The organism is Metabacillus sp. YM-086, assembly GCF_048059995.1.
Classification (GTDB): domain Bacteria; phylum Bacillota; class Bacilli; order Bacillales; family Bacillaceae; genus Metabacillus; species Metabacillus litoralis_B.
The window spans coordinates 85,133-110,228 of sequence record NZ_JBLUOI010000012.1 but is presented as its reverse complement, the minus strand read 5'-3'; the positions used below and the strand labels follow the sequence as shown (position 1 = coordinate 110,228).

The 25,096-nt window shown below is 36.8% G+C and carries 23 protein-coding genes; 5 read left to right on the top strand and 18 right to left on the bottom strand.

From position 1 onward, the window contains the following. Positions 1-299 (top strand): transposase (locus ACEWK1_RS07975; protein WP_416635911.1); only part of this gene is annotated, 299 nt, incomplete at its 5' end. 593 nt (positions 300-892) lie between these two features. Here ACEWK1_RS07975 and ACEWK1_RS07970 read toward each other — a convergent pair. From ACEWK1_RS07970 to ACEWK1_RS07935, 8 genes are all read right to left on the bottom strand, one after another. Further along, positions 893-2,164: a dihydrolipoamide acetyltransferase family protein gene (locus tag ACEWK1_RS07970; protein WP_416635910.1), complete on the bottom strand. Its 1,272-nt coding sequence runs from the start codon at positions 2,162-2,164 to the stop codon at positions 893-895. Between the two features lie 32 nt (positions 2,165-2,196). Then, entirely contained in the window at positions 2,197-3,180 is a 984-nt protein-coding gene (locus ACEWK1_RS07965) for an alpha-ketoacid dehydrogenase subunit beta (protein ID WP_121662713.1), read from the bottom strand. Between the two features lie 12 nt (positions 3,181-3,192). Beyond that, positions 3,193-4,185 carry a thiamine pyrophosphate-dependent dehydrogenase E1 component subunit alpha gene (locus ACEWK1_RS07960; RefSeq protein ID WP_121662714.1) on the bottom strand — a complete coding sequence of 331 codons (993 nt, stop codon included), beginning with the start codon at positions 4,183-4,185 and terminating at the stop codon, positions 3,193-3,195. A 107-nt stretch (positions 4,186-4,292) separates the two neighbouring features. Continuing rightward, complete coding sequence (lpdA, locus tag ACEWK1_RS07955) at positions 4,293-5,717, bottom strand: dihydrolipoyl dehydrogenase (RefSeq protein ID WP_416635909.1); 1,425 nt, start codon at positions 5,715-5,717, stop codon at positions 4,293-4,295. Positions 5,718-5,770: 53 nt separating this feature from the next. After that, positions 5,771-6,877 (bottom strand): butyrate kinase, encoded by a 1,107-nt coding sequence (buk, locus tag ACEWK1_RS07950; protein WP_212138548.1) that lies wholly within the window; start codon positions 6,875-6,877, stop codon positions 5,771-5,773. A gap of 92 nt (positions 6,878-6,969) precedes the next feature. Next, complete coding sequence (gene bcd, locus ACEWK1_RS07945) at positions 6,970-8,064, bottom strand: branched-chain amino acid dehydrogenase (protein ID WP_121662716.1); 1,095 nt, start codon at positions 8,062-8,064, stop codon at positions 6,970-6,972. A gap of 18 nt (positions 8,065-8,082) precedes the next feature. After that, positions 8,083-8,979: a phosphate butyryltransferase gene (gene yqiS / locus ACEWK1_RS07940; protein ID WP_251398263.1), complete on the bottom strand. Its 897-nt coding sequence runs from the start codon at positions 8,977-8,979 to the stop codon at positions 8,083-8,085. A 218-nt stretch (positions 8,980-9,197) separates the two neighbouring features. Then, positions 9,198-11,279 (bottom strand): sigma-54 interaction domain-containing protein, encoded by a 2,082-nt coding sequence (locus ACEWK1_RS07935; protein ID WP_212138549.1) that lies wholly within the window; start codon positions 11,277-11,279, stop codon positions 9,198-9,200. A gap of 159 nt (positions 11,280-11,438) precedes the next feature. On the opposite strand from ACEWK1_RS07935, the gene ACEWK1_RS07930 reads away from it, so the two are divergent. Next, entirely contained in the window at positions 11,439-11,678 is a 240-nt protein-coding gene (locus ACEWK1_RS07930; protein WP_121662719.1) for a DUF2627 domain-containing protein, read from the top strand. A gap of 47 nt (positions 11,679-11,725) precedes the next feature. On the opposite strand, the gene ACEWK1_RS07925 is transcribed toward ACEWK1_RS07930, so the two are convergent. After that, a complete protein-coding gene (locus ACEWK1_RS07925; protein WP_416635908.1) occupies positions 11,726-12,457 on the bottom strand; it encodes a glycerophosphodiester phosphodiesterase in 732 nt (243 codons plus the stop codon). A 62-nt stretch (positions 12,458-12,519) separates the two neighbouring features. Here ACEWK1_RS07925 and ACEWK1_RS07920 point away from each other — a divergent pair, with 62 nt between their 5' ends. The 3 genes from ACEWK1_RS07920 to ACEWK1_RS07910 all read left to right on the top strand — a co-directional run bounded on the left by ACEWK1_RS07920 (position 12,520) and on the right by ACEWK1_RS07910 (position 14,452). Next, positions 12,520-12,663, top strand: a complete 144-nt coding sequence (locus tag ACEWK1_RS07920; RefSeq protein ID WP_121662721.1) for a YycC family protein — start codon at positions 12,520-12,522, stop codon at positions 12,661-12,663. 215 nt (positions 12,664-12,878) lie between these two features. Then, positions 12,879-13,853 (top strand): ketoacyl-ACP synthase III, encoded by a 975-nt coding sequence (locus ACEWK1_RS07915; protein ID WP_416635907.1) that lies wholly within the window; start codon positions 12,879-12,881, stop codon positions 13,851-13,853. A gap of 80 nt (positions 13,854-13,933) precedes the next feature. Continuing rightward, complete coding sequence (locus ACEWK1_RS07910; protein WP_416635906.1) at positions 13,934-14,452, top strand: hypothetical protein; 519 nt, start codon at positions 13,934-13,936, stop codon at positions 14,450-14,452. A gap of 66 nt (positions 14,453-14,518) precedes the next feature. Here the strand turns inward: ACEWK1_RS07910 and spo0A are convergent, their stop codons facing one another. From spo0A to xseA, 9 genes are all read right to left on the bottom strand, one after another. Continuing rightward, on the bottom strand, positions 14,519-15,310 hold the full coding sequence (gene spo0A, locus ACEWK1_RS07905) for a sporulation transcription factor Spo0A (RefSeq protein ID WP_416635905.1): 792 nt from the start codon (positions 15,308-15,310) through the stop codon (positions 14,519-14,521). A gap of 305 nt (positions 15,311-15,615) precedes the next feature. Further along, positions 15,616-16,911, bottom strand: coding sequence for a SpoIVB peptidase (gene spoIVB, locus ACEWK1_RS07900; protein WP_121662726.1), 1,296 nt, complete (start codon positions 16,909-16,911; stop codon positions 15,616-15,618). Between the two features lie 214 nt (positions 16,912-17,125). Beyond that, positions 17,126-18,826, bottom strand: coding sequence for a DNA repair protein RecN (recN, locus tag ACEWK1_RS07895; RefSeq protein WP_416635904.1), 1,701 nt, complete (start codon positions 18,824-18,826; stop codon positions 17,126-17,128). A gap of 50 nt (positions 18,827-18,876) precedes the next feature. After that, a complete protein-coding gene (gene ahrC / locus ACEWK1_RS07890) occupies positions 18,877-19,326 on the bottom strand; it encodes a transcriptional regulator AhrC/ArgR (RefSeq protein ID WP_251398251.1) in 450 nt (149 codons plus the stop codon). Positions 19,327-19,556: 230 nt separating this feature from the next. Then, on the bottom strand, positions 19,557-20,405 hold the full coding sequence (locus ACEWK1_RS07885) for a TlyA family RNA methyltransferase (protein ID WP_212138556.1): 849 nt from the start codon (positions 20,403-20,405) through the stop codon (positions 19,557-19,559). Next, on the bottom strand, positions 20,402-22,303 hold the full coding sequence (dxs, locus tag ACEWK1_RS07880; protein WP_212138557.1) for a 1-deoxy-D-xylulose-5-phosphate synthase: 1,902 nt from the start codon (positions 22,301-22,303) through the stop codon (positions 20,402-20,404). The genes ACEWK1_RS07885 and dxs overlap by 4 nt, the downstream gene beginning before the upstream one ends. Before the next feature lie 298 nt (positions 22,304-22,601). Continuing rightward, complete coding sequence (locus ACEWK1_RS07875) at positions 22,602-23,486, bottom strand: polyprenyl synthetase family protein (RefSeq protein WP_232273292.1); 885 nt, start codon at positions 23,484-23,486, stop codon at positions 22,602-22,604. Next, on the bottom strand, positions 23,483-23,737 hold the full coding sequence (locus ACEWK1_RS07870) for an exodeoxyribonuclease VII small subunit (RefSeq protein WP_251398248.1): 255 nt from the start codon (positions 23,735-23,737) through the stop codon (positions 23,483-23,485). Before ACEWK1_RS07870 ends, ACEWK1_RS07875 begins: the two co-directional genes overlap by 4 nt. After that, positions 23,730-25,082 (bottom strand): exodeoxyribonuclease VII large subunit, encoded by a 1,353-nt coding sequence (xseA, locus tag ACEWK1_RS07865; RefSeq protein WP_251398245.1) that lies wholly within the window; start codon positions 25,080-25,082, stop codon positions 23,730-23,732. The genes ACEWK1_RS07870 and xseA overlap by 8 nt, the downstream gene beginning before the upstream one ends. Positions 25,083-25,096: the final 14 nt, after the last annotated feature.

Below are 25,096 nucleotides of genomic sequence, written 5' to 3'. Positions count from 1 at the left end.
GCATCGATATTATGCGCTATCAATCTGGTAATACACAATACCGTGATCGTATTAATAAACGAGGAAATAAGAAGCTAAGGAAGATTTTATTTTTTATGATTTGTACGATGATTATGGCAAAAGGAAAACCTAATCATTTAGTAGACTATTATTACAAATTAAAAACGCAACCTCAGAGAAAGCCTCATAAGGTCGCGATTGTGGCGTGTATCAATAAGTTTCTGAAAGTGACGTTTCAGTTACTGACACACGGCATACTTTACGATTATGAGTCCGCACTACCAGCTCAGAAATCGTAGCCAAGTTTATATTCACTATAGCACACTGACCTTTCGAAAAAAAGAATATCGTGAGGTCTTTTTGTCATGGGAAAATTTAGATGTATTTGGGAGGGGTACCCCTCCCAAATACATCTAATAAAAAAATATAAACGAATTAACTGAAATACGCTTGACTAATCGTAAGAAATAAGCGGAATTTTTCCGGTTAGACGAAGAATGGAACTCAATTTTGGGGATATAAGCGGAATTTTTCTGCTTACACCAAGTAAAATGGTCCATTTTCATCTTTTTCGATTAAATAGGCGGATTGTTTCCGTCTATTTAATCTATTTTTTGTGCTATCTCCTCATTAAGAGGAATTTCTCCACTTATTTTAGTAGCTTATTTCCTTGCGATTCTTGAAGATTTGGAAATCGCTTAATCGGGTGTTATCTTGGTATAAAAAATGCTTGGAGCATAATACATCTCCAAGCATTTTTTGTTTGCTGATTTATTTGCCAAATTGCTTTTAATCCTAGTGCGAATTACTATTTTGAAAAGCAATGTTAATTCAATTTTGTACTTCAAAACCGAACCTGTAGGCCATAACAGTTTGCTTCCTTTTGAAGAAATTAATAAATAGATGTAGTATCTTTTGACGTTGTTTCCAGAATTTCTTTAACACGTGATAAGAATCGGCCACAAATTAATCCATCAAGCACTCTGTGATCTAAAGACATACATAAATTAACCATATCTCTGACAGCTATCATGCCATTAATGATGACAGGCCTCTTTACAATAGATTCAACCTGAACAATTGCAGCTTGTGGATAATTTATAATCCCCATTGACTGTACGGATCCGAAAGAACCAGTGTTATTTACCGTAAATGTTCCTCCCTGCATATCAGTTGAGGTTAATTTTCCGCTCCGAACTTTATAAGCAAGATCTGTAATCTCTCTTGCAATTCCCTTGATCGTTTTCTCATCTGCATTTTTAATGACCGGTACGTAAAGAGAATCCTCTGTTGCAACAGCTATAGAGATATTAATCTCCTTTTTCTGGATAATTTTATCTCCCGCCCACATTGAATTAATTTGAGGAAATTCTTTTAGTGCTTGAGCTACTGCTTTTACAAAAAAGGCAAAGAAAGTTAAGTTAAAGCCTTCATTTTTCTTAAATTCATCTTTTACAGAATTACGGTATTGAACTAAATTTGTAACATCCACTTCCATCATCATCCATGCATGAGGAGCTTCATGTTTGCTGCGAACCATGTTTGCAGCAATTGCTTTTCTAACTCCTGATACTGGAATTTCAATATCTCCCGGAGCACTCGGAGGTAGAGGCTGAGTTTGCTTAGGTAGTGGTTGTGAAATATCATTTACAGGTACTTCCTCAACCGGCTTTTTCTCTTCTTGATGATCAGAAGGAATTGACCCACTTTCTATTAGCTTTAATAGATCTTTTCTCGTAATTCTTCCACCTGCACCCGTTCCATTAACTAGCTCTATGTTTATATCATGTTCTTGGGCAATTCTCAGAACTGCAGGTGAGTAGCGTTTTTTATTCGATTGATCATTAATGCTAACATTATGTTCTGAAACAGATTCCTCATTACTTTGAGTAGCGTCTTTACTTTCACCTTTATGTTCAATACCACTGACCTCTATTGTGCAAATCACTTCACCAACCGCTAAAGTGTCTCCCTCTTCTGCAATAAGCTCACGTATTACACCAGTAAAAGAAGACGGTACTTCTGCATTTACTTTATCTGTCATTACTTCAGCAAGGGGATCATATTTATTAACTGTATCTCCAACAGCCACAAGCCACTTGCTAATGGTACCCTCTGTGACGCTTTCACCTAGTTGAGGCATTTTAATTTGTTCAATTGCCACTTATAATCCTCCTCATTAAAAAGGCTTTATTATTAAAATTCAGCAAGCTCACGTATCGCTGCCTCTACTTTATCAGGATTAATCATAAAGAATTTTTCCATCGTTGGGGCATAAGGCATTGCTGGAACATCTGGTCCAGCTAAACGTTTAATTGGTGCATCTAAGTCAAATAAGCAATTTTCTGCAATAATGGCTGACACTTCACCAATAATACTTCCTTCTTTATTATCCTCTGTTACAAGAAGCACTTTTCCTGTTTTTGAAGCAGCTTCAATAATTGCTTCTTTGTCCAAAGGATAAATGGTTCTTAAATCAAGAACGTGTACAGAAATACCATCATTAGCTAAACGTTCAGCAGCTTGCAAAGCGAAATGAACACATAGGCCATAAGTGATAACCGTTACGTCTTCTCCTTCACGCTTTACATCAGCTTTTCCAATTGGCAACACATAGTCATCTGCAGGAACTTCACCTTTGATTAAACGATAGGCACGTTTATGTTCGAAAAATAACACTGGATCTTCATCACGAATGGCAGCCTTTAATAACCCTTTTGCATCATAAGGAGTAGACGGGATGACAATTTTCAAGCCTGGTTGGTTAGCAAAAACCGCCTCCACTGATTGCGAGTGATACAATGCACCATGCACTCCACCACCAAAGGGTGCTCTTATCGTTATAGGACAAGTCCAATCATTATTAGAGCGATAACGAATTTTTGCTGCTTCTGAAATAATTTGATTCACTGCAGGCATAATAAAATCTGCAAACTGCATTTCAGCAATCGGTCTCATTCCATACATTGCTGCCCCTATTCCTACACCGGCAATTGCCGACTCGGCCAGAGGAGTGTCAATGACTCTTTCTTCACCAAACTTTTCGTATAATCCAGCTGTTGCTTTAAAAACTCCACCTTTTAAACCAACATCCTCTCCTAACACAAAAACTTTTTCATCGCGCTCCATTTCTTCACGCATCGCCATTGTAATGGCATCTATATAAGAAATAATCGCCATTTTTCTTCCCCCTTACTCTGCGTATACATACTTTAACGCATGTTCTGGATCCGCATATGGAGCCGCTTCAGCGTATTCAGTTGCTTCGTTCACAAGATTCATAATGTTTTCGACGATTTGTTTTTCTTTCTCATCGGTTAAAATAGTTAATTCTTTTAAGTATTGAGCAAATTTTAAGATAGGATCATTTTTCTTTGCTTCAGCCACTTCTTCCTGCTCACGATAGCTACGATCATCATCATCACTAGAGTGTGGTGTTAAGCGGTAGGAGATTGTTTCGATTAAGGTAGGACCTTCTCCGCGACGCCCGCGGTCTGCAGCTTCTTTTACAGCTCGATATACTTCAAGTGGATCATTTCCATCAACGGTTTCACCAGGCATGCCGTACCCTATGGCACGATCTGAGATTTTCTCACAGGCAACTTGCTTCTCATAGGGAACTGAAATAGCATATTTGTTATTTTCACACATGAATATAACAGGAAGCTTATGAACAGCAGCAAAATTGGCTCCTTCATGAAAATCTCCCTGATTCGAAGAGCCTTCCCCAAACGTAACAAATGTTACAAGATCTTTCTTTTGCATTCTACCAGCTAAAGCAACCCCTACTGCATGTGGCACTTGTGTGGTAACTGGTGAAGATCCTGTTACAATCCGATTTTTCTTTTGACCAAAATGTCCGGGCATTTGTCGACCACCTGAATTAGGATCCTCAGCTTTAGCAAATGCAGAAAGCATAAGTTCTTTTGTTGTCATACCAAACGCTAAAACAACACCCATATCACGGTAGTAAGGAAGTACATAGTCTTTGTTACGATCTAACGCATAAGCAGCACCAACCTGGGCCGCTTCCTGTCCTTGGCAGGAAATGACAAATGGTATTTTACCTGAACGGTTTAATAGCCACATTCGTTCATCAATTTTCCTTGCTAATAACATCGTTTCATACATATTTAACACATCTTCATCCGTAAGGTTTAATGAGAGATGACGGTTTTCTGTCATATCAATTCCTCCTATTTAAAAGGATGAGCACTGGTAGAGTCATTCCTGTAATAGATTAAGACCTTTTGTTCTACCAGACTCTTTATTTCAGGCAAAATAAATGTAATTTATAAATGGATTGCTTTTCCATAAACCGCTAGAGCTGCTTCACCGATTGCTTCAGATAACGTTGGATGTGGATGAATCGTGTGTGAAATTTCCCATGGGGTTGCATCCAACACTTTTGCAAGGCCTGCTTCGGAAATCATGTCTGTGACATGAGGTCCAATCATATGAACACCCAATAAATCATCTGACTCTGAATCAGCGACCAGCTTAACAAATCCATCTGTTTCTCCGTAAACAAGAGCTTTTCCTATCGCTTTAAAAGGAAATTTCCCTACCTTTACTTTAAAACCTTTCTCTTTTGCCTCGTCCTCTGTATAGCCAACACTAGCAATTTCAGGAGAACTGTAGATACATTTTGGAATAAGGGTTTCATCCATTGGCATCGGTTCTTTTCCTGCTATATGTTCAACGGCAATGATCCCCTCATGTGAGGCAACATGAGCAAGCTGTAACCCCCCGATCACATCACCAATCGCATAAATATGAGACTCTTTCGTTTGGTAAAAATCATTGGTATGGATATAACCCTTTTCAAGCTGAATATCTGTATTTTCTAGTCCAATTCCTTCAACATTTGGTAATCGTCCAACTGATACTAGCATTTTTTCGGCTGTAAATTCTTTCATTTCCCCGTTTTGATCAGCTTTTACAGAAATACCATTGTTGTCTTTACTTACTGTTTCAGGTAAAACCTTGGCACTAGTGACAATTGTAATGCCTTTAGTTGTCATTAACTTATTCATTTCTTCCGCTATCTCTTTATCTTCTGTTGGGAGAATTCGATCTGAATATTCCAGTACCGTTACCTCAACACCAAAATCTGATAACATGGATGCCCACTCAATTCCAATCACCCCACCACCGACGATCAGGATTGATTTTGGTAGTTCTGTTAATTCAAGTGCTTCATCAGAACTTAGCACAACGTTTCCATCAATTTCTAAGCCTTGTAGACTACGTGGTCTGGAGCCAGTCGCAACAATTACATTTTTTGGTATTAACATTTCATTTTCTTCTCCATTGTTCATTTCAACAGAGATGGTACCCGGCATCGGTGAAAAAATGGAAGGACCTAGAATACGACCGATTCCTTCATAAACATCGATCTTTCCTTTTTTCATTAACTGCTGAACACCGGTATATAATTGATTTACTATCGATTGCTTACGATCTTGAACTCTTAAGAAGTTCAAATTCACGCCGGAAGTTTCAACACCGTATTCTTCAGCTTTTTTAGTCATTGCATATACCTCAGCACTTCTCAATAAAGCTTTGCTAGGGATACACCCTTTATGAAGACAGGTTCCTCCTAGCTTGCTTTTTTCAACAACTGCTGTTTTAAGACCAAGCTGAGAAGCACGAATAGCCGCTACATAGCCACCTGTACCTCCGCCGAGAATAACCAAATCATATTCCGTTGCCATTAAAACACCCTCTCTTTCACTAACTTCAAACACTTGCTAATCCTAGACAAGTACTAAAAAACCTTTGAAACCATCTTTTCGTTAGGATAATGTTTTGCCTCTTCTTCATTTCTTAGAACCCGTAAAGCACCTTCTGCTAATGCCTGAAGTTCATTTTCACCTGGAAAAACTAAAACATCTGCAATCCAATCAATGTAGGAAGAAATCTCTTTTACAAACTTTTTGCCATATGCAAGTCCGCCTGTTAACACAATCGCATCAACTTTCCCTTTTAACACAGCACTTGCCGAACCTATTTCTTTCGCAATTTGATAGGCCATAGCTGAATAGATCAGGGCAGCTTTTTGATCTCCTGCCTCCACCATTTTTTCAACTTTAATCGCATCATTCGTTCCAAGGTATCCAACTAGGCCACCTTGACCTACTAGTTTTTTCATCATTTCTTCTCGAAAGTATTCACCTGAATAACACATGCTTACAAGGTCTCCTGCTGGAACGGTCCCAGCACGCTCCGGACTAAAAGGTCCGTCACCATGCAGCCCATTGTTCACATCTATTACACGTCCGTTACGATGAACACCAACTGTGATTCCACCACCCATATGGGTAACGATTAAATTCAGTTCTTCATATCGTTTATTTAAATCCGATGCTACTCTCCTTGCAACAGCTTTTTGATTTAAGGCATGAAAGATACTTCTTCGTTGAATAGAAGGAACACCTGAGATTTTTGCAATCTCTTCCATTTCATCTACAACAACAGGGTCAACAATAAACGCAGGGATATTTAAGGCATTGGCAATTTCAAATGCAATAATACCGCCTAAATTAGACGCATGCTGACCAGCGAATCCATTCCGCAAATCTTCAATCATTTGATCATTAACTGTATAGGTGCCACCTTCAATTGGACGAAGTAAACCTCCACGACCACAAACGGCACCTAATTTTGATATGTTGATCCCTTCTTGATCTAGCGTTTCTAAAATCGTTTGTTTTCGAAACTCATACTGATCGATAATGTGAGGATAGGTATTCAGTTTTTCAGAATCATGTCTTAATGTTTTTTCAAAGATTGATCTTTCATTATCAAAAACACCAATCTTTGTTGAAGTGGATCCCGGATTAATGACAAGGATTCGATATTCTTTTAATTCCAACGTCTAAACCTCCGCTGTATCTCAGACATCTTTTCCAAAAATATGATTATGTACGGGAGTTAGAAGTACACTCCTAACTCCTTTTACTTAGTTCATCTACGACTTAAAATATGATGTCCATTTTGTAAAAATTGACTACGAGAGTTTCTCATTCGTTCAATTCTTTCCTCTGCTAAGCGGTCTGCTGCAAGATAAGTAGGGATTCCGTCGCGTTTTGCAATTTCAATAACTCGTGAAATATTATTATAAATTGTTTCAACTTTTTTCAATGCTCTTTCACTGTTGTATCCATACAGTTCATCAGCTACATTAATTACGCCACCTGCGTTAATTACATAGTCTGGTGCATAAACAATACCCATTTCATGGATTATGTCACCATGTTGCGTATCTTTTAACTGATTATTTGCCGCTCCAGCAATAACCTTAGCTTTTAACTGTGGAATTGTTACATCATTAATTGTTGCCCCCAAAGCACAAGGTGCATAGATATCACATTCTACTCCGTATATTTCATTCGGCTCTACTGCCCTAGCATTAAAATCTTCAACTGCTCGACGTACGGCATCTTTGTTAATATCTGTAACAATTAGTTTTGCACCCTCTTCATGCAAATGCTTGCAAAGATTATACGCAACATTTCCTACTCCTTGAACAGCAACGACCTTTCCTTCAAGCGAGTCAGAACCAAATGCCTCTTTTGCTGCAGCTTTCATGCCACGATAAACTCCATAAGCCGTAACAGGTGATGGATTGCCTGATGATCCAAAAGCCGGTGAAATTCCAGTCACATAATTCGTTTCTTCATGAATTAAGTCCATATCAGCAACCGTTGTACCAACATCCTCCGCTGTAATGTAGCGACCGTTCAACCCTTGAATGTAGCGACCAAATGCTCGAAACATTTCTTCATTTTTATCTTTTCGAGGATCTCCAATTATTACTGTCTTTCCTCCACCAAGATTTAATCCGGCAGCAGCATTTTTATAAGTCATTCCTCTTGCTAAGCGAAGAGCATCTTCTATCGCTTCTTCTTCAGAATTATATGTCCACATACGTGTCCCACCTAGCGCAGGTCCTAACGTTGTGTCATGGATGGCAATAATCGCCTTTAGTCCTGATTGTTTATCCTGACAAAATACCAATTGCTCATAATCGTACTGCTCCATATATTTAAAGATTTCCATGTTGTTTCCTCCTAATGATTACTTTCCGGTTGAACATAAAGCTAACGCCAATGAATAGAGTTTGCTTTCTGAAGAATCCGATCGACTCGTTAAAACAATTGGTGCTTTTGCTCCTGCAATCACTGCCCCAACCTTGGCCTTCGCAAAATAAATTAAGGATTTATAAAGAACATTTCCTACTTCAATTGTCGGGACAAATAAGATATCAGCCTGACCAGCCACCTCACTTGTAATTCCTTTATGTTCTGCCGCCGATAGAGAGATTGCATTATCAAGCGCTAACGGTCCATCAATGATACAGTCTTTTATTTGCCCTCTTTTATTCATCATCGTTAGTGAAGCTGCATCTAACGTTGCTTGCATAGAAGGATTTACCCCCTCAATAGCAGCAATTGCTGCTACTTTAGGTAGTTTTATACCAATGGATTGAGCAACCTGGACAGAATTAACAATAATTTGCTCTTTCTGATGTAAATCAGGAGCAATATTCATCGCTGCATCAGTCACAATGATTGGGTTTTTATAACCCGGAATATCAAACAAAGCTACATGGGATAAAATCCTTCCCGTTCTTAATCCATACTCTTTATTTAAGACAGCCTTTAAAAGGGTAGAGCTTGAGATATTCCCTTTCATTAATACGGTTGCTTCATTTTGGTGAACCGCTCTAACTGCTAGTTCTGCTGCTTGTTCCCTTGTTCTAGCATGAAAAATGTGCACATGTTCTTTTTCTGCATTCTTTTGATTCAGTAAATAGTCAATTTCATCTCGATTACCGAATAATAGAAATTGTGCGAGACCTCGATGAGTAGCCTGCACTACAGCTTCTATTACTTCCTCATCCTCAGCTTGAGCAACTGCAACAGTTTGCCCTTTTTTGTTCACTGCTTCATTTAGAAGGCTTTCCAAATTCATTTGCTACTCATTTCCTTCCAAGATGTTTTTCATCAGCTTCTACTATCTTTTAAGCAAGAAGTGTGCCAAAAATATTTATATTTTTCATATTGAACTTGTCCATTATTCATTTATCAGCATTTAACTTTTTTTACATATGTATAATAAGGGCGACAAATTTTTAAATACATGAAATTTATCCTCCCTTATCATATAACGATTATGCATCATTTTGCAAACTATGAATCATGTTGCATGCTATTATTTGCAAGGTTATATTTTTCCATCTTATAATACAAACTTCGAAGTGAAATTCCTAAAGCCTTTGCTGTTTGGGTTCGATTATAATCATGTTGTTCTAAAGACTTCTTAATCACTTCCGCTTCCACTCTTTCTACAGCTTCCGCAAGTGTTTCACTATTATTATGAACAATTGTGATATCTTCTTGTATTTTATCCTCTTTGGCTGGTTGCTGAAGCAATGGTATATGTTGCCCATCAATCGCTGTCTCATGATGCTCCATAAAAATAATTGCCCTGCCTAGAACATTTTCAAGCTCCCTTACATTTCCCGGCCAGTTATACTCCATCAGCTTCTTAATTGCTTGGGACGTGAGGCTCTCAATATTCCTTCCGTAGTCTTGGTTTAACTTACGAATTAACCTCTCACAAAGGGCAGGAATATCTTCTTTTCGATCTCTTAATGGTGGAATTGAAATAGGATAACGATTTAATCTATAGTACAAATCTTCACGAAAAAGCCCCTCGGCCATTGCTTTCTCGATATTAACATTCGTCGCTGCAATACAACGAACATTAACTGAAGTGGGCTTTGTTCCTCCAACTCTTACAATTTCATTTTCCTGCAGGACACGAAGTAATTTCGCTTGCATATTGGCGGAAAGTTCACCAATTTCATCCAAGAAAATACTTCCATTATTTGCTTCCTCAAAAAACCCTCGTTTCCCACCACGCTTTGCACCGGAAAACGCCCCTTCTTCATAGCCGAACAATTCACTTTCAAGAAGATTTTCAGCAATAGCCGCACAATTTACCCGAATGAATTTATTAAATTTTCGATCACTAGCATTATGTATCGCGTGGGCAAACAACTCTTTTCCTGTACCTGATTCCCCTCTTAACAGAACAGTGGCAGGGGTTTTTGCTCCAAGCTTCGCCTGCTCAATTGCCATTTTCATCTCTTCACTAACTCCAATAATATCTTCAAAAGAGTATTTAGCTTCCAGTGTCCGAATAATCTGTCTTGCTCTGTTTAATTCAGTTGTAAGTGTTTGAATTTCAGACACATCATGGATCACACCAACACTACCTTTAAGCTTTCCGCTTACAATAACAGGAGCAACATTTACAATAACATCTTTTTTTGCTGGACCGACTTTCATTCTTACACCACGAACAGCGCGCCTTGTTTGCAATACCTTCATATGCATGCTTTCTCCCTCAGATATGTCAGCTGTAGCAGGCTTACCTATTACTTGCTCTTCTGTTAACCCGGTTAGTTTTGTGTAAGCCCGATTAATTAGGATTCCACGACCTTCCTCATCAACAACTGAAATTGCCTCTTCAGACGATTGAATGATTGCCTCTAGCATCATTTGTATATCTTTTAAATTTGTTACTTCTTCTGCTAAGTTCACCACTTCGGTGATATCTTTAAATAACGACAAGGCTCCTAACAAATTTCCTGATTCATCGATTAAAGGAATTCTTGTCGTAATAATTTTCAATCCATTTTCAAGAACCTGTTCTTGATTTGTCTCAACTTCTCGGGTTTTTAAGGTTCTTCCGAGTTTTGTCGATGGAATAACTTCCTTTATTTTCAAACCAATTGCCTTTTTTCGAGGAAATCCGGTGATTTTTTCTGCAGTTTTATTAAAAAGTATGATTCGTTCGTTAATATCAATAACGATCATTCCGTCATTTGTGGAATTAAAAATAGTTTGCTGCTTATATGTTTCTTCCTTTAATCTAGCAATCAACACCTCTTTTTCTTCCACTAATTCAGAAATGAGTAGTGCAACAGATCCAGGTATAATGGTTGTATCAGGATGTTTCTCCTGTTGAAGCTCGTGCATTAGTTCATCAGATCCAGTTGCATCTATAATAATATTTACCTTTTGATTGGTAACCTCTCTCCAATTAGTAGCTGTTTTAATTCCTTGAGCTTTAGCATATTTCACCCCAGGAGCATGCTCATTCTTATCAATAACCATCATTACATCCATCATCTTTGTTTCAATCATTCTTTTTATTAGTGCTTTACCACCTTTACCCGCACCTATGATCACAACTTGTTGCATACAATCTATCCCCTTCATTTCACATTAAAGTCCATCCATAACCTTTGTTCAGAATTTGCAATTTTTTGCACAGTTCTATTTTATCCTAAAAGAATACCACTTGACAAACCGAGCTTCGAAACAGACAATTATTCTGAGAATACGAAAGGACGAAGAATAATGTCGAGGATAATTGCATTAATCATTATGGTCATCCCAGGCGTGTTAGCTGCCTATGGTATTAAGCTTATGAGAGATATGACATTTGGTATCCTTCAACCTCCTATTCCTTTCTTAGCTCTACAATTTATCATCGGCTTAATTCTATTTTTAGGTGGACTAGCCTTTGTAGCAGGGTTTATTTTTTATCGAGATCGTAAACGAAATAAAGTACAAAAACGGTTCAGTAAAAGTAAATAGGCATGGTTTGAAAGGAATAAATAAAAAGAGTGAGCTCGTATAATAGCTCACTCCTCTTTGTTTAAATTTACTGCTTTCTCAGGAAAATCAGTTATAAATGCTGCACATCCATCATTGACTAAGTTTTTCATAACTTCTTCATCATTAACTGTAAATGGTCTAACATCAAGAGAATTTTGTTTCGCCTCATTAATGATAAAAGAGTTAACTGCATAATAATGCGGGTGCAAACCAGTAGCACCAATCGTTTTGGCATAATTCCACGGTTTATATAATCCTTCCATATACAGAATAGCCGTTTCAATTTCAGCATCAATCTGCTTACAAGTAACTAAACTATAATGATTAAAAGAAGAGATGATCACATTCTTCTGCATTTTATATTTATGTATTAATTCGATTGTTTTCTGTTCTATAAATGGATACTGAATGATTCCATTTTTAAGTTCAATATTAACAACAAAAGAATCTTGAAGCTGAGAAGCCCAATTTAATACCTCTTCAAGGGTTGGAATAGGTGTTTTTTTACTATATTGTTTAAATAGATAGCAAGCATCAAGGTGAGAAATTTGCTTTAAGGTTAGGTCCTTTACATACCCCAAGCCATCTGTAGTCCGATCTACTTTTTCATCATGGATGACGACTAATTCTCCATCATTTGTCATTTGAACATCCAACTCAATTCCGTTTGCCCCAACGTGGTGTGCTTCTTGAAATGATAGCATCGTATTTTCCGGGTACGTTCCAGCTGCTCCTCTGTGACCAAAAATCAATGTCATCTTGTTTACACCTTCTTTTCATGTAAAATAATAGTTAAATATAAATAGGAGGGATGATTCTTATGAGACCATTACAAATCTCTGCAGACACTGCACAAAAATTAGCAGCTTCGCTTAATGTTCCATTAGAACAGGTAATGCATATGCCACAGCATATTTTACTTGCTAAACTGGCAGAAATTAATAAAGAAGAAGATCAGAATTAATCTCTCTTCTACTGTGCCCTTAAAACCTATCTCAGACGATAAGTATTTAAGGGTTTCTTTTTTACCCACGCTCATTGTATCATCTTGAACAGTTAAATTTATCAACTTCTTTATTCTACCTTTTTACCCACTTTCCTTTATTCTTTTATTTTTTAGTACCAAGTAATAATAATAGGTGTTATGATAAACTTATAAAATTTGATGAGGTGATATGAATGCAATCAAAGGCCAGAATCACAGCAATTGGCACCTATGTCCCCACCAAAATCATGACAAATAATGATTTTGTTCAGATTATTGATACAAACGATGAATGGATTTCAAAACGAACAGGAATTAAAGAAAGACGCCTTGCTGCGGAAAATGAATTCACAAGTGACCTATGCGTAAAAGCTGTTGAAGATTTAGTCATTCGATATAATAAAGAAATTAGTGATGTTGATTTTATCATTGTTAGTACACTTTCACCAGACTTTTTAACACCAAGTGTCGCTTCATATGTCCAAGGTAGATTAGGTATTAGACAGGCAGGGGCTATCGACCTGAATGCAGCATGCGCTGGTTTTACATACGCACTGCATATTGCTAACAGCTTACTATCAAGTGGTCTTCATAAGAAAATACTTGTAATAGGAGGGGAGACGTTATCAAAGATAACAGACTTCACAGACCGAACATCATGCATTTTATTTGGTGATGGTGCAGGTGCTGTTTTAGTAGAAGCTGATAGCAAAGGTCATTTTCTGGCATCAAGCGTGAATTCTGAAGGGGAAAAAGGTATCCATTTGTATGGTACACACCTCTCAACTACGATGTTCGAGCAAGATCTTCAAGATAAAAAACAACTTGTACAAAATGGCAGAGAGGTCTATCGATGGGCGGTCACAACTGTCCCAACCGGTATTAATACGTTGTTAGCTGACTCAAACTTAACTAAGGAAGATATTGATTGGTTTATCCCACATAGCGCTAATTTGCGCATGATTGAATCAATATGTGAAAAAAGCGGATTCAGCATTAACCAAACCTTATATAGCTTAGTTCATTTTGGGAATACATCTGCTGCCTCAATTCCATTAGCTCTTGATTTAGGTATAAAGGAAGGAAAAGTGAAACCAGGTGACACCTTATTACTTTATGGATTTGGCGGAGGATTATCACATTCTGGCCATATACTAACTTGGGGATAGACCATTTCCCTGCCCCGTTACATAAGATTTTAATCTTTAGTGAATAGTAAAAAAAAGCGATGCTAAAGGAGATTCACAACATGAAGCCGCGTATGATTTGCACCGTTTTATTTCTTTTTATAATGGTTTTTTCTCCTACCCATACTATCGGTAATGAATCTGTAAAATACGGAGCTCAGGAAGCTTTAGAAGACTCAAACATATCTCTGGCCGAGGCACTTTCATATGCTCTTGAGGATAAATATTTAAAGCAAGCAAACTTTGATTATTCTATTGAAAAATACGGTAGTATCCGCCCTTTTGTTCAAATAAAAATCGAAGATCAACACCAGATGAGCATGTTGCTACCGTTATTTAAAAAATATAATATTGAGCTTCCTAAAGATAGAGCAAGACATTATATAAAAAAAAATACAGGAAGTCTCTATCAAGTGTTTCAAATACAGATTGGCCGAGAAAGAAACGCTATAAAAATGTATAAAAAGTTCTTATCTATTCGAGAATTTCCCAAAGACATTTTAGACACATTTCAAGAACAACTAATAGTTTCCCAAAGGCACTTAGAGTCATTAGAACAAAATGTGATAAAATATAAGTGATTTTTCAATACTGAACACAAAAACCTCCTTAACACTTTGGTTTAAGGAGGTTTTTCATTATCTTTGTTAGCTCGCTTTATGCTCTAAACGAAGCTTATCAGCTACCATTGCAATAAATTCTGAGTTTGTTGGCTTTGCTTTTGTCATGCTTACTGTGTAGCCAAATAGAGATGAGATGGATTCAATGTTTCCACGGCTCCATGCCACTTCAATCGCGTGACGAATAGCACGTTCAACACGTGATGCAGTTGTGTTATATTTTTTTGCAATATCAGGATATAACACTTTTGTAATTGATCCTAATAATTCGATATCGTTATAAACCATAGAAATTGCTTCACGTAAGTATAAATAGCCTTTTATATGTGCAGGAACTCCAATTTCATGGATGATGCTTGTAATGCTAGCATCTAAATTTTTACCTTTGGATTGTGGCTCAACAGCAGATCTAATTGAAGAATTAGCTCGTTTAATGATTGGTGCAGCATTTCCGCTTACTTGACGGATGTGACTTGCTAAACCTTCCATATCAAACGGTTTTAAAATAAAGTAAGCAGCTCCAAGGTCAACCGCTTTCTTCGTTACATCTTCTTGTCCAAATGCTGTAAGCATGATTACATTTGGTTGCGGACGATCCATTTGTCTTAGTTTTTCTAAAACGCCTAGTCCATCTAAGTGTGGCATAATAATATCCAATACTAAAACATCCGGCTCCTTATCTTTTAACATATTTAAACATTCTTGACCATTATATGCAACACCAAGAACCTCAATATCATCTTGGCTTGATAAATATTCTTCTAATAAACCAACAAGTTCCCGATTATCGTCAACTATACAAACTTTAATTTTACCCACAAATACTTCCTCCTCAGTCTTGATTTGCCATTATATCTTATATCTATACATATGATTACATAAATCAATTCGACAATCCAGTAAAAATACCTTTATTTTTTTGAAAAAACTTTAAAAAATGGAGGATAACAAAGTTTTTCTTCATTTTACTCTATTTTTCGACTTTATACACCATTTGACAAATCAAATCCATGTTCATTTTGTCGAAAAATCTTTTCACCTTTATTTTACATAATTCCACGGACATTGAAAAGGAAAAAGATAAAAAACTGCCAAGAAAAGAAAATTTTCTTGACAGTTCCTTATTAGCTTGCTTTATCTTTTTCTTGATTTCCATAAATATCAATACCTGCTTCATTTAGCATCCATTCAATATGAACACCATACCCTGAAGTTGGATCATTTACAAAAACGTGAGTAACCGCACCTATGACTTTTCCATTTTGGATGATTGGACTCCCGCTCATCCCTTGAACAATACCACCGGTTTTATCCAGTAATTTTTCATCTGTGATTTTAATAACCATTCCTTTAGTTGCCGGGAACTTTTGAGGAACAGAGCTAACGACTTCAACATCAAATTCCTCAACCTTGTCATTATCAACAACTGTTAGGATTTTTGCTGGACCTTCTTTGACTTCATTTGATAAAGCAATTGGCATCGCCTTATCCATTATTCCATTTGTAATATCTTGATTAAGCTCACCAAAGATACCAAAAGGACTATTACGTGTAATGTTACCGATAATTTTGCGATCTCCTGAAAACCTTGCTAGTTTTTCACCTGGGTTTCCGTTACTACCTTTTTCAATTGAAGTAACAGTTGATCGAACAATTTGACCATTTTCAACAACGATTGGCTTTTTCGTATCCATATCCGAAATGACGTGACCCAATGCTCCATATTTTTTAGATTTTGGATCGTAAAACGTCATGGTACCAATGCCTGCTGCCGAATCGCGAATATACAGGCCAATTCGATATGAACGATCATTTTCATCTTTTAGTGGATACAGTTTCGTTTTAATTTCTTGATCTTCTCTCGATAACACTAAATCAAGTGGCTTACCTGTATTACCTGCATCTTGAATAAATGGAGTAACATCACTCATTTGCTCAATTTTTTTCCCGTTTATCTTTGTAATAATGTCGCCTACTTCCACTCCAGCAATTTCACCTGGAGACTTCTTACCTTCTGCAGTATTAATTTGATGGTGTCCAACCACCAATACGCCAAGAGTATTTAGTTTTACACCAATTGACTGACCTCCAGGAATGACCTTGAAATCAGGTAACACCTTTACACCTGTTTTTTTCACCGGAAAGCCAGCAAGATCAAATACCACTTCACCTTCTCCTGCTTTTTTCCCATGAACATCAAGTGTTTTACCATCCGTATTTTTCTGAACAGTAAACGCTGTCTCTGCATCTTGAGAAGCATTTACAGGTATCGAACGATTCACGCTCACATTTTGTGACTCAAATACCGTCAAATTTTTAGGTATTTTAACGTATTCTTGAACTTCTTTCACAAAACCTAAACTCATTAATAAAACAAGGAGAAGTACACCAATTATTTTTCTGATTTTATCTGTCTGCAAAAACCTTCACTCTCCTCGCTCCTAACCCACACCATATCTTCTTATATGGCTACAGTTTTAATGTAGCCTTTTAAGGCCTGATTTATAACTGTAATGGATAGAAATTTAAAGGATTTGTTGTCAGAATTAACATCATTTTGAAAGTGAAACAAGGATGAAATTACCGTAAATAAAAACCAAAAAAGCTGCCAACTTATATAGTGGCAGCTTTCACTTAACGTTTTGATGAAGAAGCAAGTAACAGAAGTTCTTTTGCATGTTCCTTTGAAAGCTCCGTTACTTCTACCCCAGCAATCATTCGTCCGATTTCTTTAACTTTCTCGTCTTCTACCAATGGCTTAACACTTGTTTTGGTTCGACCCGATTTTGTTTCTTTTGCAATATATAAGTGTGTATCAGCCATTGCAGCGACCTGTGGAAGATGTGTAATACATAGAACTTGAGAACCGTTAGAAACTCGATAAATTTTTTCAGCAATAGCTTGAGCAACACGCCCACTAACACCGGTATCAACTTCATCAAAAATAATTGATGTGATTCCTTGGTGCTGTGAAAAGATACTTTTCATTGCAAGCATGATCCGTGAGAGTTCTCCACCTGATGCAGTTTTATTTAATGGTTTTAATGGTTCACCAGGGTTAGTAGAAATATAAAATTCAATTTCTTCTGCACCTGTTGAAGTATATTTTATCTCGTTAACATTGTTTCTTTTTTCTTTCATGTTAACATCAAAGCTTGTTTTCTCCATATATAACTCTTTAAGCTCTTGATGAATTTCCTCAATTAGCATCTTAGCATGCTTCTGCCTAATCATTGAAAGGTTTTTCGCCTCAATGGATAAATCTTCTGTAATCGATTGAAGCTCTTTTTGTAATTTAGTTATATGGCTATCTTTATTTTGTATCGTATCGATTTCCTCTTCAATCTTAGCTGAATATGTCAAAATCTCTTCAACAGATTGACCATATTTTCTCTTTAAAGTGTTAATTTCATTCAATCGACCCTCAACGTAATTCAGTCGTCCAGGATCAAATTCTAGAGATTCCAATTCATTTCGTAGCTGATACGAAATGTCTTCCAACATATAAAAAGCGTTTGAAACCGTCTCTGAAAGTTCCTTTAAAGTAGTATTTATTTGGCCCACATTTTCAAGCTGACTCATGGCAAGACCTATCCAATCTAACCCTTTTTGTTCGCCATGAAGTGAGTTATAACCGTTTTGCAGTGCATCATATATCTTTTCATAGTTCGATATTTGATTTTTCTCTTCTTGTAATAGCTCGTCCTCTTTTGGCTGTAGCTCTGCCTTTTCTATTTCATCTAATTGAAATTGAAGCAAATCAAGCCGGTGAGCCATTTCCTGTTCATTTTCGGAAAGCTGGGTAATTTTCTTTTTTAAGCCATCATAATGTCGGTATACATCTAAATAGGCTTCTAATGCATCCTTTACTTCTTGCCCACCATATTGATCCAGCAATGATAGATGATTTTCCTCGTTCATAAGCTCTTGATTATCATGCTGCCCATGAATATCAACCAAAAGCTGACCAACTTCTCTTAAAACAGCAATTGTTACTAACTTCCCATTTATCCGGCAAATACTTTTACCTGTTGAAGACATATCTCTTCTAAGAATAATCATTCCATCACTAACATCAATTCCAAACTCTTCACATTTGAGATAAACAGGATGATTCGTATCATCTAATAAAAATAGCGCCTCTAATTCTGCCCGTTTTTCTCCATACCGAACAAATTCCGAAGATCCTCTTGCTCCTGCTAATAAATGAATGGCATCAATGATGATTGACTTTCCAGCCCCGGTTTCACCAGTTAATACAGTTAGTCCTCTCTCAAATGAAACTGTTAAAGATTCAATAATCGCAAAGTTTTTTATTGATAATTCCGCTAACAAACAGAATCACACCTCTTATAATAATTTCTATCAATTTATTTCCTAAGGAATTAAAGCATGTCTAAAAAACGTTGTGTGATTATATCCGTGTCATTTGGTGTTCTGCAAATGAGTAGAATTGTATCATCACCACAAATTGTTCCTAAAACTTCATCCCAATCCAGGTTATCAATTAAAGCTCCAATTGCATTAGCATTTCCTGGTAATGTTTTCATCACAAGCATATGCCCTGCAGAATCCACCTTAACAAATGCATCCATTAAGGCACGCTTTAGTTTTTGTAATGGATTAAACCTTTGGTCAGCAGGCAGACTGTATTTATATCGTCCATCAAGCATTGGCACTTTAACTAGATGCAGCTCTTTTATGTCCCTTGATACCGTTGCCTGTGTTACATTAAAGCCCATCCCTTTTAATAAATCAACTAATTCATCTTGTGTTTCAATATCATTATTTGTAATTATTTCACGTATTTTGATATGTCTTTGTCCTTTATTCATCTAAGGCACCCCTTTTGCATTGATGCAATTCTTCTCTTTTTGTATGTTTATACTTCTCATCTTATATTAAATCCTTATAAATGTACAGATTTAATAAAAATCCTTTAGAAAAACTGCATAAAATAATGCAAAATTGGATTTTGGATTTCTTTGTTGATTATTAGGAATTGCATGAATATACAGACTATTTTTAGGACCAATTAAAAAAACAGGAAAATAGCTGTGGGCTATTACTCCTGTTTATCACTTTGCCTTTTTTCTTTTAGTGTGGCATGCGCTTCCTCTACTACTTGTTTTGCTGATTTTTGAAAATGATTTGTTCCTTTTTCCTGAGAACCTTCCCATCTTATGTGTAGAAGGAACTCAATATTGCCATCTCCTCCCGTTATCGGAGAAAATGAAAGGTTCTGAATATCATACCCTTCCTTTAGAACGAATTCCATCATTTCTTTTAAAACATGCTCATGTACCTCAGGGTCACGTACAATGCCCTTTTTCCCAACAAATTCTTTTCCAGCCTCAAACTGAGGTTTTACAAGAGCAACTACATCGCTTTCTGCACGTAAAATTGTTTTAAGGACAGGAAAAATAAGTCTTAAAGAAATAAATGAAACATCTATAGATGCAAATTCTGGCATTCCTTTTTCAAAATCAGCTGGAGTTACGTAGCGGAAATTTGTTCGCTCCATTACAACTACACGTTCATCTTGTCGAAGCTTCCATGCTAATTGATTATACCCTACATCAAGTGCATAAGATAACTTTGCACCGTTTTGGAGGGCACAATCCGTAAATCCACCTGTCGACGAGCCGATATCAATCATTATTTTGTCACTAACATTAATATCAAACTCATTTATTGCTTTTTCCAGTTTTAAGCCACCACGACTTACATAAGGAAGTGTTTGACCTTTAATTGTTAATACAACATCTCTTGAGACCTTTTCACCGGGTTTTTCTAATCGCTCTTCGTTCCCATAAATAAGACCTGCCATAACTGCACGCTTCGCTTTTTCTCTTGTATCAAACAAACCATTTTCTACAAGCAGAATATCTAATCTTTCTTTTTTATTACTCATGAGCGAAGTACCTTTTGTTCTTGTTTAGGAATCATAGCTTCTAACTTATGAACAACATGTTCAGTTGTCATTTCGATTTCCTCAAGTAGCTTCGAAACACTTCCGTGTTCAATAAATCGATCTGGAATACCGATTCTTGAAATAACAGTTTGTATATATTGATGTTCCTGAGCAAATTCAAGTACAGAGCTTCCAAAACCACCTTGAAGAATGGCTTCTTCAATTGTCAAAATCGGCATTCCCTCAGCAAAGATTTCATGTAACATCTTTTCATCTAAAGGTTTTATGAAGCGCGCATTTACAACTCGAATTGATTTTCCTTGTTTCTCTAGGATAGTAGCTGCTTCCATTGCCATTTCAATTGTCGTTCCAAATGTTAAAATAACAGCATCCGTACCTTGCTTTAACACTTCCCATGTTCCAATCGGAATCACTTTAAGCTCTTCGTCCATAGCTACACCTAAACCATTGCCTCGAGCATAGCGTAGAGCAATCGGACCATCATTATATTTAAGTGCCGTATTAACTAAATGCTGACCCTCATTTTCATCTTTAGCCATCATAACGACAATGTTTGGAACATGTCGTAAAAAGGCAATGTCAAATACACCTTGATGTGTTTCACCATCAGCACCAACTAAACCAGCTCGGTCAATTCCGATGAAAACATTTAAGTTTTGACGACAAATATCATGAACGACCTGGTCATAGGCTCTTTGTAAGAAAGTCGAGTATATCGCTAAAAACGGCTTCATATTTTGTGTTGCTAGACCTGCTGCTACTGTAGCTGCATGCTGTTCAGCAATTCCAACATCAAACATGCGATCAGGAAATTCCTGAGCAAAGGCTTCTAATTTAGAACCAACTGGCATTGCTGGTGTAATAGCTACAATTCGCTCATCTTCACGAGCAAGTTTTTGAACTGTATCACTTACTAGTTTACTCCAGGCAGGACCAATTACTTTTGGTTTTACGAAGTCACCCGTTTCAATCTTATATGGACCTGTTCCGTGCCAGGTTCCAACTTTATCAGATTCTGCAGGTTGATATCCCTTACCCTTCTTGGTAATTACATGAAGTAAGACAGGTCCTGAAGTCTTTTTAGCATATTGAAGATTTTCAAACAAATCATCATAGTTATGTCCATCAACAGGACCTAAATAAGTAAAGCCTAGTTCTTCAAAAAAGACGCCTGAAACTAGCATATACTTTAAGCTGTCTTTCACTCGTTCAGCTGTAGCGGCAAGCTTCCCACCTACTGCTGGAATTTTCTTCAATAAATATTCCAGCTCATCTTTAACCCAATGGTATTTGCCAGCTGTACGGAGTCTTCCAAGGACATTATGAAGTGCCCCAACATTTGGAGCAATCGACATTTCGTTATCATTTAAAACAACAATCATGTCTTTTTGCTCATGTCCAATATGATTTAGTGCTTCTAAGGCCATCCCACCTGTTAAGGCACCGTCTCCAATAATCGGGATAATATGTTCTTTAGATTTTTTAATGTCTCTTGCAATCACCATTCCCATTGCAGCGGAAAGTGATGTTGAGCTATGACCGGTTTCCCATACATCATGTTCACTTTCGTCACGTTTTGGAAATCCTGAAAGTCCTTTATATTGACGTAACGTATCAAAATCACCAGCTCGGCCAGTTAAGATTTTATGAACATAAGATTGATGGCCAACATCCCAAATAAATTTATCCTGTGGACTATCAAACACTTTATGAAGGGCAATTGTTAATTCAACAACACCCAAATTAGGTCCAATATGCCCGCCTGTTTCAGATAATTTTTCTATAAGAAATTGACGAATTTCTGCACTAAGTTTTTCGAGTTCATTGTTAGATAATGTTTTTAAAAAGCTAGGGTCTTTAATGGATAGAAGATCCAAATGGATCACTCACTTTCAATTCAGTTTGATTCTCTAGTCGATTTCGTTACTTCTATTATATTCTTGTCTATCTATTTTAACGTAAAAACCTTATATTTGAAAACGTTTTTAAGAATTCAACAATACTCTATGTTTGATGATCGTAACGTTTTGCAAGCAAAAAAAACTTACCATAAAAATGCTATAATTACAATGATTTATGTATATAATTGACTTTTATTAAGCTTGAAAACGTTTAATTTATATGAGGAATAGAGAGATCTAAAAAAACCGTTACCAAACGGAAACGGTTTTTTAATCAATGATCTCTTTTGGCAATTAAATCACACATTTGTTCTAATAGTTCAGATGGAACAGATAAGCTTTTTATTAATTGTTTTGCTTTCATAATATGATCCTCAAGCTTTGTTTTTGCTCCTTGCATAGTTAAGATTGAGGGGTATGTTGTTTTTTCATTAATTGTATCCGAACCTACAGGCTTTCCAAGTTTTTCTTGATTTCCTTCTAGATCTAAAATATCATCTCGGATTTGAAACGCAATTCCTACATGATAGGAAAATTCTCGTAGCTTGTTAATATCCTCTTCAGGCGCTTCAGCTAATATAGCTCCTGCAATAATACTAAAAGCGAGTAACTTTGCTGTTTTGTTTTCATGAATAGACTGAAGCTCTTCTATGCTTAACTTTTTTGCTTCGCCTTCCATGTCAGCAACTTGTCCACCAACCATTCCTTCTGCACCAGATGCCTTAACTAGTTCAGATATTAGTCTCAGCTTCTGTTCAGCTGAACAAGTTGGATCATTAGCAATTAGGGCAAAGCTTTGAGTTAATAACCCATCACCAGCTAGCACAGCTATCGCTTCACCAAATACTTTATGATTTGTTGGTTTTCCTCGTCTTAGATCGTCATCATCCATACAAGGTAAATCATCATGAATTAATGAATAGGTATGAATCATTTCGATGGCACAGGCAGTCGCCAAGCCAAGTTCTTCAGGTTTATTATATGTATGTAGCACAGCTAAAACTAAAATCGGTCGTAAGCGCTTCCCACCAGCCTCTAGCGAATAAATCATTGACTCCTGTAAGATTTTTGGCGTTTGAAGTTCTTTTATATAAAAAGGAAGTGCCTCTTCAATCTTTTGTTTTCTAGTACTTAAAAAATCGTTTAACATGTTGGTCACGATTTTTCTTCCTCCTGAAGCTCAAATGGCTTTAGCTCACCATCTTCACGTAAAATAAAATCCATTTGTTTTTCAACATGCTGAAGCTTATCATGACATAACTTTGAAAGTTCCATTCCTTTTTGAAAATATTCAATTGCTTTTTCTAAAGGAACATCACCCTCTTCAAGCTTGCCAACAATCTCTTCTAGCTGTTGCATCACAGTTTCAAATGAAACTTCTTCATTTTTTGTTTGCTTTTCATCACTCATGTATTGTTCGCTCCTCTATCCCCTGAACTTGACAATCAATCTGACCATCTTTTAATTGTACTTTCAGTTTGTGCCCTGTTTTTATACCATTTACGCTTTTAATCAGCTTGTCATCTTGATAAACAAGACTATATCCACGATCCATAATCTTTAATGGACTTAATGCATTTAGTTTAGCAAGTGTTACTTGAAATTGCGACTGTTTATGCGTTATTAATGTACTCATTTCCCTGTTAAGCTTTTTAAGTAAGGCTTCATGCTCTAGATTGGATCTTTTTATTTGATCTTTTGGATGCACTTGGGCCAAACGGTTCTGCAAATACATATAGTTATCTCTTTTGCGATTTATCGTTCTTTGGCCTTCTTTTGATAATCGGTCCATTATTGTGTCAAGTTGCTGTTCTTTTTGTAGATAAAGCTGCTTTGGATAACGAAATGCATACGAATTTTGATAATGATTCAGCTTTTCTTTCTGAGAATTTACCTTCTCTTGTAAAGCTCGTTTCACCCTATTTTTCCGGTCTAACACACGATCAATCAAATCACTGGCATGTGGAACAGCTTGCTCTGCTGCACCTGTAGGGGTTGGTGCTCGTAAATCTGCAACAAAGTCAGCAATTGTAAAATCTGTTTCATGGCCTACTGCAGAGATAATTGGCACAGTTGAAGCAAAAATCTCCCTTGCCACAATTTCTTCATTAAAAGCCCAAAGCTCCTCTATCGATCCGCCACCTCGACCAACAATTAAAACGTCCAATGTTCCTAATTTATTAGCTGTTTTAATGGCTTTTGCAACCGACGCCCCAGCTTGAACACCTTGAACAAGGGCAGGAATGAGAATGACTTTTGCTAGAGGATAACGTCTGTTTATTGTTGTTAATATATCACGTATGGCCGCTCCAGTTGGTGAAGTTATGACTCCAACTTCATTCGGGTATTTCGGTATTGGTTTTTTATGTATTTCATTAAAAAGCCCTTCATTTTGAAGCTTCTTTTTTAACTCCTCGTAAGCTAGATATAGACTACCAATTCCGTCTGGCTGCATTTCTTTAACATAAACCTGGTAGCCGCCACTTTGTTCATAAACAGAAATTTCACCACGCATTAATACCTTCATACCATTCTCTGGTCGGAATTTTAATGATTTGTTTGCCCCAGCAAACATAACTGCTTGAATTCGTGCTTTTTCATCTTTTAAAGTAAAATACATATGACCACGACTATGTAAATTAAAGTTTGAGATTTCCCCCTTTATCCAAATGTCTGACAAGTGTGGGTCAACATCAAATTTACGTTTTATATATTTTGTTAGTGCTGTAACAGTTACATATTTTGGTTCATTCATTAGCATGCCTCCTT

Coding starts and splice junctions, on each gene's coding strand:
- ACEWK1_RS07885 (WP_212138556.1), bottom strand. CDS start 20,405: ATGAGTAATAAAAAAGAAAGATTAGATATTCTGCTTGTAGAAAATGGT.
- ACEWK1_RS07915 (WP_416635907.1), top strand. CDS start 12,879: ATGCAATCAAAGGCCAGAATCACAGCAATTGGCACCTATGTCCCCACC.
- ACEWK1_RS07920 (WP_121662721.1), top strand. CDS start 12,520: ATGAGACCATTACAAATCTCTGCAGACACTGCACAAAAATTAGCAGCT.
- ACEWK1_RS07935 (WP_212138549.1), bottom strand. CDS start 11,279: ATGCAACAAGTTGTGATCATAGGTGCGGGTAAAGGTGGTAAAGCACTA.
- bcd (WP_121662716.1), bottom strand. CDS start 8,064: ATGGAAATCTTTAAATATATGGAGCAGTACGATTATGAGCAATTGGTA.
- ACEWK1_RS07965 (WP_121662713.1), bottom strand. CDS start 3,180: ATGGCGATTATTTCTTATATAGATGCCATTACAATGGCGATGCGTGAA.
- ACEWK1_RS07910 (WP_416635906.1), top strand. CDS start 13,934: ATGAAGCCGCGTATGATTTGCACCGTTTTATTTCTTTTTATAATGGTT.
- lpdA (WP_416635909.1), bottom strand. CDS start 5,717: ATGGCAACGGAATATGATTTGGTTATTCTCGGCGGAGGTACAGGTGGC.
- ahrC (WP_251398251.1), bottom strand. CDS start 19,326: ATGAATAAAGGACAAAGACATATCAAAATACGTGAAATAATTACAAAT.
- yqiS (WP_251398263.1), bottom strand. CDS start 8,979: ATGAATTTGGAAAGCCTTCTAAATGAAGCAGTGAACAAAAAAGGGCAA.
- ACEWK1_RS07925 (WP_416635908.1), bottom strand. CDS start 12,457: ATGACATTGATTTTTGGTCACAGAGGAGCAGCTGGAACGTACCCGGAA.
- ACEWK1_RS07960 (WP_121662714.1), bottom strand. CDS start 4,185: ATGACAGAAAACCGTCATCTCTCATTAAACCTTACGGATGAAGATGTG.
- xseA (WP_251398245.1), bottom strand. CDS start 25,082: ATGAATGAACCAAAATATGTAACTGTTACAGCACTAACAAAATATATA.
- ACEWK1_RS07930 (WP_121662719.1), top strand. CDS start 11,439: ATGTCGAGGATAATTGCATTAATCATTATGGTCATCCCAGGCGTGTTA.
- ACEWK1_RS07870 (WP_251398248.1), bottom strand. CDS start 23,737: ATGAGTGATGAAAAGCAAACAAAAAATGAAGAAGTTTCATTTGAAACT.